Origin of the sequence: Anaerotignum sp. MB30-C6, assembly GCF_030908465.1 — a bacterium.
In the GTDB taxonomy this organism is placed as follows: domain Bacteria; phylum Bacillota; class Clostridia; order Lachnospirales; family Anaerotignaceae; genus Chakrabartyella.
The window spans coordinates 12756-30299 of record NZ_CP133078.1 but is presented as its reverse complement, the minus strand read 5'-3'; the positions used below and the strand labels follow the sequence as shown (position 1 = coordinate 30299).

The following is a 17544-nucleotide window of genomic DNA, read 5'->3' as shown; positions in this document are numbered from 1 at the left end:
TTTGCTCATCTCTTGTAAAAAGTTCCGTCAACACTATGAATTGTATTTCTCTAAAAAAAGTATACTTTTTTCAAAAAATACATTGTTTTCCATTTATACAAGTTTTATAATAGTGTTTAAAAAGCATAAAAAAAATAATAAAAGCTAACGGGGAGGTCTTTATGGAAAATCAGAATGAATCAAAGGGGTTCAGTGCTTTTCTTAAGCGTAAGGATATTGAGTTTTCAGCAAAACGCTATGGAATTGATGCTCTGGGCGCAATGGCACAAGGATTGTTTGCTTCTTTGCTTATCGGTACCATTATCGCAACGTTAGGTCAGCAGCTTGGTATACCTATACTTGTTGAAATAGGAGGCTTCGCAAAAAGCGTAACTGGTTCTGCCATGGCTGTTGCCATTGGTTACGCATTAAAATGCCCGCCTTTGGTTCTTTTTTCATTAATTGCTGTAGGCGGTGCTGCCAATAGCTTAGGTGGTGCAGGTGGTCCTCTAGCTGTTTTTGTAGTAACAATTTTTGCGGCAGAATTCGGAAAAGCTGTTTCAAAAGAAACAAAAATCGATATTTTAGTTACACCCTCGGTAACCATTGCTGCGGGAGTTTTATTATCTATGTGGTGGGCACCCTCCTTGGGCGCCGCTGCCAACGGTGTTGGGACAACCATTATGTGGGCAACAGAGCTACAACCCTTTTTAATGGGTATATTGGTGTCCGTTATTGTTGGTGTTGCTTTAACCCTACCCATTAGTAGTGCAGCCATTTGTGCCACATTAGGGCTTACGGGGCTTGCTGGAGGTGCCGCCGTTGCCGGTTGTTGCGCCCAGATGATAGGCTTTGCCGTAATGAGCTTTCCAGAAAACAGATGGGGTGGCTTATTTGCCCAAGGCATTGGTACTTCCATGTTGCAGATGGGTAACATTGTTCGAAACCCAAAAATTTGGATTGCACCTACCCTCGCTTCTGCAATCACAGGGCCAATTGCAACTTGCATTTTTCAAATGAAAATGAATGGTGAAGCCGTTGCCTCTGGCATGGGTACCTGTGGCTTTGTAGGACAGATTGGGTTGTATACAGGATGGGTAAATGATATTTCCGCAGGAACAAAGGAAGCCATTACTGCCTTTGACTGGTTGGGTATGGGGATGGTCTGCTTCATTTTACCTGCTATTTTTACCCTAATTTTCGCATATATTCTTAGAAAAATAGGGTGGATTGGGGAAAATGATTTGAAATTAAACCTATAAAATGCCCATTTCCTAAAAAAGGCCTGCAAAACATCAAACCTTGCCTTCCTTACGCACAGGTACAATCAGCCTTTCTTTTACCCAATAAACACTTCAAAGTTGTTTTGTAAGTGAAATGGAAGCCTTAGCCTTATTCTCAAAGGGGATAGCCAGAAGTTTTTGATGTACACTAAAAGATAAAAAAAGCGAGGTTTTTTTATACTTCGCTTTTTTACTCCTATATGTTTAGACTTGTACCATAAATTTTTCCTGTAATTTTGCAGGCATTTTGTTTACGGCATTCTTAAAATCCTTTTCCTCAAGGAGGCCACCTTCCTTGGCTACCACAGCGGCTGAAATATAGTTTGCCGCTTCAATGGCTTGGCCAAAACTTAAGCCAAATCTTCTTGCAGCAATGACAGCCCCCAAGTGGGAGTCTCCTGCACCGATGGTATCCACTACCGTTGTTTTCACTGGTGTGGCGTATAAATCCCGTTCTCCATCAAAACAATAAGAACCCTTGTCCCCTAAAGTTACAATTACAGGCCGTTGGGTTTTTTCAAATAACCGCCTCGCACCAACTACAATGGAATTTGCCCCTGTAAACTCAAGAATCTCTTTCTCATTCAAGTGTACAATTGGATGAAGCTTTAACACTTCTTCTATTCTATTAGAATCAATTTTCATAATTCTTGGGCTTGGAGAAAAATAAATTTCATACTCAGGATGCTTCTTTAAATACTTTATTATATTCATCCCTGTGTATTCTTCGATTTCCAAACCACAGATATAAACGCTATCGATGGTTTCTGTTTGGATATTTTCTAAGTATGATTCATAAAAAGTATACTCTACTCCGTGATCTACTATAAAAGTGCGCTCCCCGCCCTCTTCAACCATACAGTAGCAGCAGCCATTTTCCTCATCAGGACGTCTTACGTAAACTTGAACGTCTCTTTCTTTCAATTTTTCTAAAACAAAATTTCCATATATGCCCCCACCAACGGCAGTACAAAGGCTATATGGAGCAGAAAAGTGACGTAATATATCTGAAGTTAAATATGCACATCCCCCTAGGGAGCGGCTTTGCTTTGAAATATGAATATCCTCCCCTGTTACAGGCAAATGTGGAATATTTACAATTACATCCACTACAGAAGAACCAATTACCAACGTTTGTTTCATAATCTTATTCTCTCCTATCCGAAATCACTTTATCAAGTATAACATAAACCAAATAAAAATCGAATATTTTCTTTATTTTGGGAACTGGAAAAAAATAATTACGTCAAAGATAATGGTAAATAATTCTAATGTAAAATAAGAAAGGGGAAAATGAAAATGAAAAATTGGAAACGTTTATTAATTACTACTTCTTTAGCAACTGCCCTTGTTTTTGGTTCTGCAACAGCGGCTTTTGCCGCAGAGGGTAGCCTCATTACCACCAACGGCACAGGAATCGTAAACGTAGAACCAGATACAGCCCAAATCTCTCTCTCAGTTCAAACCAGTGGGAAAACTGCAACAGGTGCACAAAAAGAAAACAATAAAATTTCCGCTAAAGTGGTTGGAACTTTGGAAGAGATAGGTATTCCAAAGGATAAGATTGTTACAGGATATGCTTCCGTTTATCCTTCCTATCAATACGACGAGAAAACAGGAAAAAGAACCATTGAAAGTTATCAGGCTAATGCTAATTTAGAAGTTACCATTAAAGACATTGATCATGTGGGAACTTATATTGATGCCGCTTTAAGTGCAGGTGTCACAGGGTTTAACAGTGTCACCTTCTCATTAGAAGACCCTACGAAGTATTATGGGCAAGCATTACAAGCAGCTGTGAAGAATGCATCTACTTCTGCAAATGTGATTGCGGCAGCCTATGGGAAACCTTTGGGGCAAATTCAGACTGTGATAGAGCATGCATCCTACGATTCTTTCCAAGAAACAAGAAATTATATGGAAAAGGCAGTTGCAGACTCAGCCTATGGCGATGATAGTGGCACTGTTATCAAATACGATAAAATTCAGGTTACAGCAAATATTACCGCTTCTTACAACATTTAAATCATAGCCTTAAAATAAAAGAATCCGTTTTTACGGATTCTTTTTATTTACGTTTGTCCTACGCTCAAAGAAAATCACTTATTATTTTCCAAAAATCTTTTCCCGACCATATGTATTATCCCTCTCATAATATTACCAAAAAACCATTTAGCAGGGTTCATTTTAACGGGATAGAAGTAACTTGCCTTCATCCACCCTTTCTCCTCCCAATACGCTCGGTCAGCAGCCGAAATATAGGTTTTACTACGAAGACAATGAAACATAAAAATATCATAAAAAGTTGGTTTCCTAAGTTCCGTGGAAGATAGACGTTTATCAAATTTTTTAGAAAGCATCACCAAGCTTTTTCGTTTTTTATCATAATATTTCTCATTATAACCAAAAGCACTTTTAGGTAGACGATTTTTAAAATATTGGGGAGATATGATTTGAAGATTTCCTACTGCCTCCATTCCCCAACCAGAAATAATCATTTTTAGATAACGATAAACTTGTTTACTGCCTCCGCCATCTGTAGTGACTACAATGATTGCAGGCTTACCAAAAAGCTCCTGACGATGAAATAAATAAGACATTCTATCAATAAAACATTTTAACGGCCCTGTTACTTGGTAAGCATAAACAGGGCTTGCTATAATAATGCCCTGTGCAGAAAATAATCTTTCTTTTATAGATTCCAGGGAGTCATTTTTACAAGGGCACAATTTTTCACTTTTTTGAAAGCAAATAAAACATCCTTTACAGTCTAAAATATCATGTTCGCTTAGGAATATATAGTCGAATTCTACGTTGGCTTCATAAAGGTTTAGCCTTTGCTCAATTTCTTTACAAATATGATAGCTATCTTTTTTTCGGGGACTCCCCATGATTACCGCAATTTTCATATTGACACCCTCTCATTATCCAATGTTGGATAGTTTAATATATTTATTCCCCACCTTTCACGATGGGGAACATATTTTTATTATTCTGGTTTATATTCCGTATAATCAATTTTTAGAATCATTTCTGATATCTTTTGAGCGGAAGCAATGGTCTCATCTATATGCTCCAGCAAGGCTTGGTGCCAAGAAAATTGATTTTCTACGGCAGTCTTCATATATTCTAGTGTTACTAATTCAACAGCACAATTGCTTTTCTCTTTTCCCTGATACCATTCACGAATTTGCTCTCTCTTTTGATTTAGTTTGTTTTGCTGTTGTTTGATACAATCCACCAAGTCTTCTTTTGGTAAGCTTGCTGCTATGGGATAAAATAAAAATTTTTCACATGAAATATTTTGTAAAGGTTTTTGTGCTTCCTCAAGGGCAAGCATCCGTAGCTTTTCACGACCTTTTTCTGTAATTTCATAAATTTGTTTTTTCTTCTCACCCTGTCCTACTTTTTCTACCATACAAATAAAACCGTCCCGTTCCAACTTTCTAATGGCATAATAAATAGAGCCTGATTGTATGTTGTTCCACTGATCCATCTGGTTCAGTTGAATAAATTTTTGTATTTCATAACCGTGGGTTGATTTTATATTAAAAAAATATAAAATGAGTAGTTGAACCATAATTTGCTCCTTTAGAATCCTAATAAAATTAATCAAATTATATATCTAATGTTGGATATATGTCAATCATTAAAATAATACATCTTTAATGTTCGTTCTAATATAAAAATTCAGTAGAAAAGGAAATTCCTCTCTACTGAATCATGGTTTCGTTAATTTAAAACATGTCTATGAAATATCCATGAAAAAATTATCAATCCCAGTCCGTAAGTTTTATCGAGCCGCTGTTATTCGTAACATCTATTTTGAGGGACTTATCCCCATAAGAAGCATTGCCGGATTTTTCATATTCCGTGTCTGTATATAAATCCTTTACCTGGCTTGAAATCACAGAATAATCCATATCATACCCTGTCACATTTTTAAGCTGAATCTTTATGGATCCACTAATATTCGAACATTGTAGTTGTTTTGAATTCTCATTGGCTACGGTGCGAACTGAACCACTGATTGATTTTGCCGTAAGTTCGTCAAAGGAGGCATAGATACGTATGGAACCACTCACCGATTCTACAAAACCGCTGTCGCCTCCTTGATAAACTCTAATAGAGCCACTAATACTTTGGCATCTAAACTGGTTTTTGGTAGGGGCATCATGTTTGATAGACCCGCTCACATTAGCAATGTCATACTCTAAAACAAGACCTTTTGGCACTTCAATGATAATTTCGCCCCTTGAAAAATTAAAAATATGAAACCCTTTTCCCTCGTTAAACGTAAGGGTACCCTCTTCCTGTTTTAATTCATTGTCTTTGGAAATTCCAATTCCATACTGTTTTGAATTGTCCGTAACCGTCACCTGTTCTACATCACTTTCATAAATATGAACAGGTAAGGACACTGAACTCACCTGTATTTTTTCCACATTAGAAAATGACTCGGTTTTCCCTTCGCCAGACGATGTAAAACTCATGATTTGATACCTCCTCGATATACCATCTTTCAAAAAAAACATTGAAGCAAACATTAAAATGAAAAATATACATATAAGTAGCATAAGCTTTATGAATAACCAGGACTTTCTATTCATCATCATGCCTCATTTCATAAATCGTTTTTATGATACCCTGAAATACAACAGCCAACAACCAAATCATCCATGTGACGTGCCACTGCATTGTAAAGAAACTTACAGCAAGGTATACAAGTGTAATAAAAGTCCAATACACAGATAATAAGCTTTTTAAAACTCTGCCTTGCTTACCTGTATATAATCTGCATTCTCTTTCCTTTTTTTCGTCATAGTCTTTATATTCAGGAGGCGTTGACAGATTTGTATATATCAAAAGGCCCGTTGCAATTGCAACGAATATAAGCAAAATAATCACACCCAAAACACTATAGTCCCTACCGCCAAAGGATTCACTGAGCCCGCCAAGGCCAATTACAAAAACCGTTCCTATAATGTACATGGCAACACTAATTGCTGTATTTCTTGCATTTCTCACCCTATAAAACCGAGCTTCCTGCTTAAATTCGGCATCGGGTATTACGTCTGCAAGCAATTCATCCACATTCCCCAAATTACTGATGACAAGACTATAGGCCTGATTTTCAGTCTTACCTTCATCAATATAATCGTTATAACGCTCAGACATATTCGATAAAAGCTCTTCTTTTAATTCATTTGCCTTTTTCCCCTTTGGAATATCAGAAAATAAAACATCAACATAATTTTTAATCTTACTATTCATCATAATCCCTCCTTATTTAATAAATCATTTATCATTTCCTTTGCTCTGTTCCAATCCGTTAAATTTTCTTTAAATACTGCCCTTCCTTCTTCGGTAATGGTGTAGTAACGTCGCCTTGCACCAGTATTTTCATTTCCCCAATATGAAATGATGCAACCATCTGCTTCTAAACGTCTAAATGCTGTGTATAATGTGGCTTCTTTTAGCTCAAATTCACCATCTGTAATGGCTTGTATTGTTTTATTAATCTCATATCCATAACTATCGCCTTTACTCAATTGAGCAAGTATAATAGAGTCTGTAAATCCTCGAATTACATCAGAAATTACTAACATACCCTCACCTCCTTGAAATATATTATAATTAACTATACCTCACCTGTCAATGTATATAAATAGAAAAAGGTTGACAAACCACATTAGTAATTTGTCAACCTTTTTTATGCTTGTAGTTCTTGAAATCATAAACCCCAATTTATTATCTATGTAAGATAGAAATTTCATCCTAGTTTGGCTTAAACCCTGATGACTGTAGGATATGTTCATAATCTGATATATATTGGTTTATCAATCTTCTGCTTGCCTTTTTGCCATCCTGTTCCAATTGATAAATCCATAAACATCATTGACAAGGAATGCTATAAAGCAAACCACAACGGACATATATGAAACATCTTCAATGGTGGCCAGAAGCCACAAAACAATCAATACAATATCATTAGCGGCATATCCAATGGCGTAATAGGGGCTTCTTCTGAACGTAAGATACACCGCAACAAAACTTGTTATTACAGAAAAGGTGCTTGGAATAATGTTTGCTGTATGAAAATACTCCAAAATAAAATAGAATCCAATGGTAATCAGTGTTGCTAAAATCCACATAATCCACCATTCTTTTGGAGATAGATGATTTACTTTTACCTCCGCCTTATTTCCTTTATAGGGATTTTTCATCCAAGAAATCAAGGCAAATACTGCCATGGGCATGGTCATCCCAAGGTAAGTAATCATTTCTCCGTAATAGGAATAAGTGAAGGATATGATGCCATAAAGCAAACTGAAAATAATCATAAGAAACTGACCAAGTGGGTTACCCTTGGCATTAAAAATCAGCGAAGTCACGCCAATCAGCGAAGCCAACAGTGTTAAGTAGTTATTTCGGTCAAATATACAAAAGGAGATAACAATGGCAAAAACAGAACCAAACCAAAGCATAAGTTCTCCTTTAGAAAAATAGTGAAATAGAACTTTAATTTTTTTCATACTTCCTCCAAAAAAAATAAGCATTTGCAGACACATCTTCATAGACCTAACGATGTGCAAACAAATGCTTTCTGCATCTCTACCCGGTGGCAGATTATATTTTATTTTTTATTATTATGTATTGAACAGAAACGATAGAAAAGCAGCAATTCATTCTGCCAAATTCCTATTTTCTGTTATTTGGATTATATAAATAATCTTTATAAGATAATATTACAAAAAGCCATGTATGAGTTCCCCGTACATAACTTTATTAATTGAGAATACTATCAATTCTAATTATCATGCTATTTCAGATAGGATTCGAACTAACACGTCTTTATTTGTGCTCATAATCTTGTTTGAGCATAAATTTCATTTATACTCTTACCACCATGCACCCCTTGAACAATTTTTTAATATCAAAAATTGGGCAGACACATTTATCCATAGTCCAAGCCAATCCACCTGATCTTTAAACGTCTAATTCTCTGGTTTCCTCTCTCATTTCCTCCCTGACTTCTCTTTTAAGCCACCTATCAATCCTATTTCTTTTCAAAAGTTCATTTACTGCTATAGCAAAAATAACACCGATAGCTGTGTCAAACATTCTGCCGAAAGCATATGCAGTATAGTTTGTAGGGGTATTAAACAAGATGATGCAAAGCACCACCCCGCCAGGCTGGACGGCACCCGGCCACTTAAACGTAACTGACGAGCAAACCAAAAGAATAAGCCCGAAAAAGATCAAGGCAACTTTTAAATAATAATTCCCACTCGGAAAAACCCAGTGCTCTACCCAATATATGCCCAAACCCAAAAGACCGCCGATAATTGTTCCGATAAGTCTGTTGCCGCCGCTAATTTTTGAATCCTCCATGCCGTTGCCCATTCCAAATATAACGCCAATACAGGCAAAAGTGGGATCTCCTCCAAATGGATGGTAAATAAGAGCAAGTATTGCCGCCGCAAAAGCCGTTTTTAAACTTCTTTGCCCGAGGCCTGGTATAATTGCATGAATTGGTTTGTGACTCTTCATCTCTTAAAATTCCTCTGCTAATTTTAATTTTCTAAACTCTATTTTTTCTGCCTATGTACTGTGCTGAACATAAACACTCCTTATCCTAGTCTATCATAAAAGAACAAAAAAAGCCATATATGAGAATTTAAATTCTTATACATGGCTTTTTTTATGACGGAGAAGGAGGGATTTGAACCCTCGCGCCGCGTTAACGACCTATACCCTTAGCAGGGGCACCTCTTCAGCCTCTTGAGTACTTCTCCAAACGCTTACTGCCAAAACATCATACCATTTTTCCTAGGCTTTGTCAATTAAATTCTTATATTTTACCCAAGTTTCCATAAAAATTTAATTACCCCAACCTTTTATAAAACTTTTTCTACTTTATCATTTATAATTAGATAAAAACTATACCTATTTTTCTGTAAAAAATATCTTAAAAACATTTCTTTAATGGAAAAATGGGAAGTTTCTCCCCACCCATTAGGTGGGGGACTTCCTAAATTGAATCAAATACTTATAACGCACGGCGTTTACAACGCCTTTGTCCGTTAAATTATTTCTTTGGTACCATTTTTTCAATGCCACCCATATAAGGACGCAATACCTCAGGAATACGAACTGTACCATCTGCCTGCAAGTTATTTTCCAAGAATGCAATCAACATTCTAGGAGGTGCAGCAACCGTGTTGTTTAATGTATGGGCAAAGTATTTCTTACCATCAGCCCCAGCAACACGGATGCCCAGTCTTCTTGCCTGTGCATCACCCAAGTTCGAGCAGCTACCAATTTCAAAATATTTTTTCTGTCTGGGGGACCATGCCTCTACGTCTACGGATTTTACTTTCAAATCAGCCAAGTCACCGGAGCAGCATTCCAAAGTTCGTACTGGAATATCCATGGAACGGAACAAGTCTACTGTATTTTCCCAAAGTTTATCATACCACATAGGGCTTTCTTCAGGTTTACAAACAACAATCATTTCTTGTTTTTCAAATTGATGAATACGGTATACACCACGTTCTTCAATACCATGGGCACCTTTTTCTTTACGGAAACAAGGAGAATAGCTTGTCAAAGTTTGAGGCAACTCTTCTTCTTTATTCATAGTATCGATAAATTTACCGATCATGGAGTGCTCGCTGGTACCAATGAGGTATAAATCTTCTCCTTCAATTTTATACATCATCGCATCCATTTCTGCAAAGCTCATAACCCCTGTTACTACGTTGCTACGAATCATAAAGGGAGGGATGCAGTATGTGAAGCCACGGTCAATCATGAAGTCTCTTGCATATGCCAAAACAGCAGAATGCAGACGAGCTACATCACCCATTAAATAATAGAATCCATTGCCAGCAACACGTCTTGCTCCTTCTAAATCAATACCATTGAAGCTTTCCATAATATCTGTATGGTAAGGAATTTCAAATTCAGGTACAACTGGATCGCCGTATCTCTGCACTTCTACGTTTTCGCTATCATCTTTACCAATGGGAACAGAAGGATCAATAATATTGGGAATTGTCATCATAATTTTCTTGATCTGCTCTTCTACATCCTTTTCTTTCACAGTTAATTCATCAACTCTTCTTGCTTCTGCCGCAATTTTTGCTTTAACTTGCTCTGCCTCATCCTTCAAACCTTTTGCCATCAAACCACCAATTTCTTTGGAAAGTTTGTTTCTTTCGGCACGAAGTACCTCTACCTCTTGTTTAATTGCTCTATTTTCCAGGTCTAAAGCAATTACTTCATCTACCAAAGGTAGTTTTCCATCCTGGAATTTTTTCCTCATATTTTCTTTTACTACATCGGGATTTTCTCTAACAAATTTAATGTCTAACATCTTTATTTCCTCCTTCATTCTTTATATATACGGAATTTGGGAAATGGGAGCAATAAAAAAACCCCCGATCCCATAAAAAACAGGGACGAGAGTATTTCCCGCGTTGCCACCCAGATTGCCCGAAATTTATTTCGAACCTCTTTAAACAGCGATAAAGGGCTTACCCTTCCGACTTTCATCGGCAGCTGGGAAAGTGGAGCATTTTCTTTCTTTCATCGGCTCACACCAAATGCCGACTCTCTGAAGAAATACAGAAAACTTAGCTTTCCTACGGACGAATAATCATCCACGCTATTTGCCCCACTATTATATACCATTATGCCAATAAACTCAATACTTTTTTCTTACCTTTTCTTTTTCACCAATTAATCCCAAATAACCTAGTGTTATGTTAACTTAAAGTATGAATTTTTCTATTATTTCTGCAATTGCATCATGTTCACATCTATTTTCCGTAATAAAATCCGCTATTTCTTTTACTTCTGGCTCTGCGTTTGCAACGGCAATGCCCAACCCTGCTTTTGTAATCATAGAGATATCATTATCGCTATCGCCAACTGCAATGACTTGATCAAGGGGAATGCCTGCTTTTTGTGCCGTCTCTTCCATTATATTCCCTTTGCTTACACCTTTTTTTACTACTTCCATAAAAATTTTACTGGAGAAAAAGCAATCCAGTTCATCTCCTGCAGTCTCTTTTACCATTCTTTGCACAGATAGTAATTTCTCCTTCTCACCAGTAATCAAACATTTTGTAAATTCCCCGTTATGATCAAGGGGTTCTTCCATAATTTTGACACCACTTCCCATTACCTCACAATACCTTTTTACCCTATCCGACTCAGTTTCTGCTATAAATGTTCTATCGTCGTAGTAATATAATTCCAGGTCTAGTTCTCGGGCATATTGAACAATGGGTGCAAACGTTTTAGGAGAAAAGCTTTCCCGAATGGCCAGTGACATATCCTTTAAGTCATAAACCGCCCCACCATTCTGACAAATTACATATCCCTCTTGCCCGATTAAATTCAACTGCTCCAGATATCGTTCAACACCAAATACACCTCGGCCAGTACAGATTACAAACTGAACGCCTTTTTTCACAGCCTTTTCAATGGCCAGTCTATTTTTTTCTGATACTTCTGTATCATTTTTTAATAATGTTCCATCCATATCAGAAAATATCATCTTATAATTCATAAACTTCTCCTTTTACACTTAATTATCAACACATTGTGGATAACTTCTTTTTTTACTAGCAAATCCCCAGCTAACTTTTCTCCAGAACCAGTTGTTATCCACAATTTCCACATTATTTATACACATATCCACATTATTTAAATAAAAAAGGGTGGTTACTAGAAGAAACCATGGGTTCCTCCATCCACCCTTTCCTTATTCTTTTTCCTCTTGCTCTTGGTTTTCCACTTGTTTTTCTGTAAAAACTGGTACTTCTTGAAAAATATTACCCTCTACTAAATCCTTTTCTGCCACTTCAGTTTCTTCGTTTAATACCTCTACTTGAGCAATTTGGCTGGCAATCATTTCTTCCTGAAAAATTTGCTCTTTTTCAGCTAAGGTTACATCGCCTAACTCAGCATTATATTCTTTTTTCGTCTCTTCTTCCTCTACTTTTGCTTCTAAATGCATTTGTTCTTCCATGATAGGATCCTTATCTTTTCTCCTAAACGTCGGTTTAAACTTAACCTTAACCACCTTTTCATGTTCTGGATGATAAGCGCGCTCCTTTGCCATTTCAACGGCTTTGATTTCTTCTTCCGATAGCATATAAATGCTTACACCCATCTGAATTGGTTTCGCATAGGTAAATGAACCCGTACGGCTATGAATACCATTTAGTACAATGCCGTTATCCTCACCATCCAAAAGCGCCAAGGCAAAACACAAGTTTCCCCCCATTTCATCAAAGGGGTTATAACGAATTAATCCTACTTTTTGAATATTGCTCCTCATGGTTTTATCCATATCTGTAACCATATCCAATAGCTTTCCATACTTTTCTTCAATAGATTTTGATGTTTCATAATATTTCTCAATTTTCATCTCTAAATTATGGCTTGGTCTGCGATTTGCACCCATAAAAAAATCGTACTTTTTCTTTTGTTTATTTAATTTCAAAAATAAAATGATACACAGAATGAAAAGTACAAGGACCGCAATTCCTAACGCCAAAAGGATATATATGATATAATCTTGTAACATTTCCATTTATAATTATCCTTCCATTCTTTTCATAATGGTTATAAGTCTATCCAAATCTTCCTGAGAATAGTATGTTATTTCTATTTTTCCTTTGTTCTTCATTTGATTGATTCGAACTTTTGTAGAAAAAATAGTTTTTAATTCATTCTCTACTGCTTTTTGGTTTGCACTTTCCAAAGTTTTATCTGGCTTCGATTTTTTCCCATTTTCTTTATTACTTAACTCCTCTTTCACCAAGGTTTCCGTAGCTCTAACACTTAGTTCTTCTTCGATTACATGCTCTGCCAATTCAAATTGTCGTTCTCCGTCTGTAATTGGCAGCAACGTTCTAGCGTGCCCACCAGAAAGTTTATTTTCGACAACAAAGTTTAGCACACGGGCATCTAACTGTAATAAGCGAAGAGAATTCGTTATTGTAGAACGACTTTTCCCTACTTTTGACGAGATTTGCTCCTGACTAAAGCCGAAATCCTCTTGCAATCGACGATAACTTTCTGCTTCTTCAATAGGATTTAGGTCTTCTCTTTGCAAATTTTCCACTAATGCTGCTTCAAAAGCTTCTGCATCCTTCCATTTTTTTTCAATTACAGGGATTTTCTTAAGCCCTGCAATTTTAGCGGCTCTCCATCTTCTTTCGCCGGCAATAATTTCGTAATAATCCCCATTTTTTCTTACTACCACCGGCTGAATCAGGCCGTAAGTTTTTATTGATACCGCCAATTCTTCCAAGGATGTTTCATCAAAGTACCTTCTTGGCTGTTTACGGTTTGGCTCTATCATATTCATATCCAATTCCCAAACTGCAGTTTTATTTCCTTCTTTTCCAGTTTCTTTGAAATCTTCTAATTTATTATTAATTAGGGCTTCTATTCCCATCCCTTTAGAGCCTAGTCCCTTTTTTTTTGCCGCCATAAACTAGTTCCACTCCCTTTCTATAACTTCTTCTGCTAAAAGTGCATAGCTTTCTGCTCCTTTAGACTTTGGATCATATAAGTGAATTGGTAAACCATGGCTTGGTGCCTCGCCTAAACGAACATTTCGTGGAATAATACTACGATAAACATTACTTCCTAAACTACGTTTTACTTCTTCTACTACCTGCAATGACAAATTTGTTCTTGCATCAAACATGGTAAAAACAATACCCTCTATTTCCAAATAGGGGTTAAGCCTTTTCTTTACTAAATTAATTGTATAAAGCAGCTGCTCCAACCCTTCCAAAGCAAAATATTCGCATTGAATTGGTACTAAAACAGTGTCTGCCGCCGTAAGGGCATTAATGGTTATTAAGTTTAAGGAAGGTGGGCAGTCAATAATTATAAAGTCATAATCTTCCTTTATTTTACCCAACTCTTCTTTTAGTATAAATTCTCTATCATCTTTTCCGATTAACTCAATTTCCGCTCCTGTTAAACTGATATTTGCAGGTATAACTTCCAACCCATCTACACAAGTGGGTTGTTTTACATCTACAACGGTAGCCTCACCTAAAAATATATTATAGATTGTTATATCCATATTGTTTTTATCAAGGCCAAGGCCACTGGTTGTATTTCCCTGCTGATCTGCATCTATAACAAGAACTTTTTTTCCGCTAGCCGCTAGACTTGCAGATAGGTTGATTGCTGTAGTTGTTTTCCCTACGCCACCTTTCTGATTTGTCACTGCGATAACTCTAACTTTACCCATGGTTTTCCCGCCTTTCATTTTCCATATCTGAAAAAATTATAGCACATACCTGATGGATTGGAAAGAAAAACAGTAATGTTCCACGTGAAACATTACTGTTTTAATACTTTTGTTAGAAATTATATGTTTCACGTGAAACATTATACTCGTTTAGGATTTGCAAAAACTCCAATGGCCTTAGGTAAGACTTTTAGCTCAAAAGGCATCTTAGGCCCCATTTCACCATCCACCGTTGACTCCATAATTTTAAAGTCATCCTTTAAACACTCAACTTTAAAGTAGCTATCTCTTATATAGAGAATATTCTTGCTATCGTTTATGTGCTCACCTGTTAACATTTTCAAAAAAACAGGTGGTAGTTCTATGAAAGGCCTAGCCCTAATCGCCAAAAACTCAAACATCCCATCTTGAATAGACGATTGAGGAGATAACTTTGAAAATCCACCTGTCCCTGCACTATTCATAATCATATAAAGATATAAATTTTCCTCAATTACTTCCTTACTCGTTGTAATTCGAAAAGGTATTTTTTCAAAACTAGGAAGCTGCTCTACACCCTTTAAATAATAGGATAGACTTCCTAGGGCATTTTTCACATCCTTATCAACAGTTTGAGAAACATTTGTTAAAAGTCCCCCTGCACAAACATTAATAAAATAGGTTTTCCCGTTTACAAGTCCTAAATCAACAGGAATAGGCTTGGTGTTCACAATTGCCTGACAGCATTCCTCAACCTGCCCACTTTTAAATCCTAAATAAGTTGCAAAGTCGTTTGCAGTCCCTGAAGGAATAATACCTAAAGGAATATTCATATTTCGACTCATCATTGCATTTACAACAATATTTATTGTACCATCTCCGCCGGATACAACCATCACATCATAATCATTGGCCATATCCCCAATATGCTTGGTAATATCCCCTTCTTTCATAGAACGAAAAGGGTGCACTTCATATCCACCCTTTTGAAATATTCCAATACATACGTCCAAATCAAACTTGAAACTCTTATTGCCTGAAAAAGGATTATATATTAGTTTTAGCTTTTTCATGCAAAACACCTCTCTTTTTACATTTGTTCAGGTGCATCTATACCTAAAAGACGTAAGCCTTCCTTCATCACTGTCTTTACAGCTACTACAACAGCTAAGCGAGCCTGACGAACCTCGTCCTCGCTATTTAAAATAGGATTGTCATGATAGAATTTATTAAAAGCTTGGGATATTGCAACCAAATGTCTTGTAACAATTGAAGGCTCCAATTTGCTTGCTGCGTCCTTAATTTTATCAGGATAAGCCTCTAATAATTTGCATATATCTAAAGAAGCCTCATCAGATAGTTTTCCATAATTGATGTTTTCCAAGGAAACCTCCCCTGCTCGCTTCAAAATGCTACAAGCTCTGGCATGGGTATATTGAACATAGGGTCCTGTCTCGCCATCAAAATTCAACATTCTTTCCCATGAGAAGACCACGTCTTTTATACGACCATTATATAAGTCGTTAAAAATAACAGCACCAATTCCAACCTGCTTTGATACCTCTTCTTTATTTTCCAAAGAAGGATTCTTTTCCTCAATGATTCTCCTTGTTTCGCCAATGGCTTGACTTAACAAATCCTCCATCAAAACAACATTACCATGACGAGTGGATAATTTACCACTGTCTAGACTTACCAAACCAAAAGGAACATGAATTAAATCCTTGTACCAATCGTATCCCATTTTATGAATCACTTCAAACCACTGCGCAAAATGGAGATTTTGATCTAGGGCAGTTAAATAAATACATTTTTCAAAGTTATAAGTCTTTTTACGATACAAAGCTGCGGTAATATCTCTTGTGGCATAAAGGGTGCCACCGTCTTTTCGAATGATGAGACAAGGAGGCATATTCTTGTCTTCCAAGTCAACAATCATAGCACCTTCGCTTTCCTTCAGGAGTTTCTTCTCCTTCAACTCCTCCACAACGGGTGCCATTTTATCATTATAAAAACTTTCTCCTGTATATGCATCAAATTTTACACCCAGCATGTCATATACACGATCAAATTCTTTAATGCTAATATCATAGAACCATTTCCAAAGGGTAAGGGCTTCTTCGTCCCCTTCTTGCATTTTTACGAACCAAAGCCTAGCCTCATCGTCTAAAGCTGGATTGTTCTCAACCTCATCATGAAATTTAACATAAATACGCATTAATTCCTGAATACCGTTTGACTCTACCCCTTCTTTGCTACCCCAATTACGGTATGCAACAATTAATTTACCAAATTGAGTACCCCAGTCACCTAGGTGGTTTACACCTTCACAATGATAGCCCAATTTTTCATAAATTTTATAAATAGCATTACCAATTACAGTGGAACGTAAATGGCCAACATGAAAAGGCTTTGCAATATTTGGTGAAGAATAGTCAATGACAACAGTTTTGCCATTGCCCATATTACTTGTACCAAAGTTTTCTTTTTCTGCTAAAACTTTAGACAACACCTCTTGTGCATAGACTCCTTTTTCAATAAAAAAGTTAACATAAGCACCTACTACTTGAATATTTTCTATAAACGCAGGCTTGTTCAATTTCTCATAAATTTCCTGAGCTATCATAGGGGGCGCTTTTCGAAAAACCTTTGCTAAGCGAAAACAAGGATATGCAAAATCGCCCATTGCCTTATTCCCAGGTGTTTCTACAGCACTCAAAGCATCCTCCACAGAAATATCCGCTGCTGTGGCTAGGAGCTTTGCTACCTCCAGTTTAAAATCCATATATAAATCCTCCAATCAGAATGAAACAAAAATTCTGTAAATATACAATAAAAAAACAGTGCATACTTCTTTAAACTTTATCACAAAACCCCAGTAAAATCAAGAAAAACCCCAATTTATAACAAGGCGATTTTCCTATAACCTAGCTTATCCAATCTATATTTTTATAAAACCATGTCATGAAATTTTTCCTAAACTGTATTAAAAAAGACATCTCGAACAGA

General features: G+C 36.6%; 17 protein-coding genes and 1 tRNA gene. 2 read left to right on the top strand and 16 right to left on the bottom strand.

Features of this window, described 5'->3' with window-relative positions; all coding sequences use genetic code 11:
* Nucleotides 1–161: 161 nt before the first annotated feature.
* Nucleotides 162–1241 carry a PTS transporter subunit IIC gene (locus tag RBQ60_RS00140; protein WP_307884579.1) on the top strand — a complete coding sequence of 360 codons (1080 nt, stop codon included), beginning with the start codon at nucleotides 162–164 and terminating at the stop codon, nucleotides 1239–1241.
* A gap of 225 nt (nucleotides 1242–1466) precedes the next feature.
* On the opposite strand, the gene RBQ60_RS00135 is transcribed toward RBQ60_RS00140, so the two are convergent.
* Nucleotides 1467–2405: a carbohydrate kinase family protein gene (locus RBQ60_RS00135; protein ID WP_307884578.1), complete on the bottom strand. Its 939-nt coding sequence runs from the start codon at nucleotides 2403–2405 to the stop codon at nucleotides 1467–1469.
* A 156-nt stretch (nucleotides 2406–2561) separates the two neighbouring features.
* Between RBQ60_RS00135 and RBQ60_RS00130 the strand changes: the two genes are divergently transcribed.
* Nucleotides 2562–3287, top strand: a complete 726-nt coding sequence (locus tag RBQ60_RS00130) for an SIMPL domain-containing protein (RefSeq protein WP_307884577.1) — start codon at nucleotides 2562–2564, stop codon at nucleotides 3285–3287.
* A 74-nt stretch (nucleotides 3288–3361) separates the two neighbouring features.
* Here RBQ60_RS00130 and RBQ60_RS00125 read toward each other — a convergent pair whose 3' ends face one another.
* The 15 genes from RBQ60_RS00125 to argS all read right to left on the bottom strand — a co-directional run bounded on the left by RBQ60_RS00125 (nucleotide 3362) and on the right by argS (nucleotide 17320).
* Nucleotides 3362–4171 (bottom strand): flavodoxin family protein, encoded by an 810-nt coding sequence (locus tag RBQ60_RS00125; RefSeq protein ID WP_307884576.1) that lies wholly within the window; start codon nucleotides 4169–4171, stop codon nucleotides 3362–3364.
* An 80-nt stretch (nucleotides 4172–4251) separates the two neighbouring features.
* Nucleotides 4252–4842, bottom strand: a complete 591-nt coding sequence (locus RBQ60_RS00120; protein ID WP_307884575.1) for a PadR family transcriptional regulator — start codon at nucleotides 4840–4842, stop codon at nucleotides 4252–4254.
* A gap of 193 nt (nucleotides 4843–5035) precedes the next feature.
* On the bottom strand, nucleotides 5036–5755 hold the full coding sequence (locus RBQ60_RS00115; protein WP_307884574.1) for a DUF4097 family beta strand repeat-containing protein: 720 nt from the start codon (nucleotides 5753–5755) through the stop codon (nucleotides 5036–5038).
* A 109-nt stretch (nucleotides 5756–5864) separates the two neighbouring features.
* A complete protein-coding gene (locus tag RBQ60_RS00110) occupies nucleotides 5865–6539 on the bottom strand; it encodes a permease prefix domain 1-containing protein (protein WP_307884573.1) in 675 nt (224 codons plus the stop codon).
* Nucleotides 6536–6871: a PadR family transcriptional regulator gene (locus tag RBQ60_RS00105; RefSeq protein ID WP_307884572.1), complete on the bottom strand. Its 336-nt coding sequence runs from the start codon at nucleotides 6869–6871 to the stop codon at nucleotides 6536–6538. Before RBQ60_RS00105 ends, RBQ60_RS00110 begins: the two co-directional genes overlap by 4 nt.
* Nucleotides 6872–7102: 231 nt before the next feature.
* Nucleotides 7103–7798, bottom strand: coding sequence for a nicotinamide riboside transporter PnuC (gene pnuC, locus RBQ60_RS00100; protein WP_307884571.1), 696 nt, complete (start codon nucleotides 7796–7798; stop codon nucleotides 7103–7105).
* Nucleotides 7799–8252: 454 nt separating this feature from the next.
* Nucleotides 8253–8816 (bottom strand): FUSC family protein, encoded by a 564-nt coding sequence (locus tag RBQ60_RS00095; RefSeq protein WP_307884570.1) that lies wholly within the window; start codon nucleotides 8814–8816, stop codon nucleotides 8253–8255.
* A gap of 157 nt (nucleotides 8817–8973) precedes the next feature.
* A tRNA-Ser gene (locus tag RBQ60_RS00090) sits at nucleotides 8974–9061 on the bottom strand.
* A 293-nt stretch (nucleotides 9062–9354) separates the two neighbouring features.
* Entirely contained in the window at nucleotides 9355–10644 is a 1290-nt protein-coding gene (gene serS, locus RBQ60_RS00085) for a serine--tRNA ligase (protein ID WP_307884569.1), read from the bottom strand.
* 396 nt (nucleotides 10645–11040) lie between these two features.
* The gene (locus tag RBQ60_RS00080; RefSeq protein ID WP_307884568.1) at nucleotides 11041–11844 is read right to left on the bottom strand and encodes a Cof-type HAD-IIB family hydrolase; all 804 of its coding nucleotides are present in this window, start codon (nucleotides 11842–11844) and stop codon (nucleotides 11041–11043) included.
* A 195-nt stretch (nucleotides 11845–12039) separates the two neighbouring features.
* Nucleotides 12040–12873: a DUF4446 family protein gene (locus RBQ60_RS00075; RefSeq protein WP_307884567.1), complete on the bottom strand. Its 834-nt coding sequence runs from the start codon at nucleotides 12871–12873 to the stop codon at nucleotides 12040–12042.
* 6 nt (nucleotides 12874–12879) lie between these two features.
* A complete protein-coding gene (locus RBQ60_RS00070; protein WP_307884566.1) occupies nucleotides 12880–13779 on the bottom strand; it encodes a ParB/RepB/Spo0J family partition protein in 900 nt (299 codons plus the stop codon).
* Between the two features lie 3 nt (nucleotides 13780–13782).
* Nucleotides 13783–14556, bottom strand: coding sequence for a ParA family protein (locus RBQ60_RS00065; protein WP_307884565.1), 774 nt, complete (start codon nucleotides 14554–14556; stop codon nucleotides 13783–13785).
* 140 nt (nucleotides 14557–14696) lie between these two features.
* Entirely contained in the window at nucleotides 14697–15608 is a 912-nt protein-coding gene (locus tag RBQ60_RS00060; RefSeq protein WP_307884564.1) for a YegS/Rv2252/BmrU family lipid kinase, read from the bottom strand.
* 17 nt (nucleotides 15609–15625) lie between these two features.
* A complete protein-coding gene (gene argS / locus RBQ60_RS00055; protein WP_307884563.1) occupies nucleotides 15626–17320 on the bottom strand; it encodes an arginine--tRNA ligase in 1695 nt (564 codons plus the stop codon).
* Nucleotides 17321–17544 lie beyond the last annotated feature (224 nt).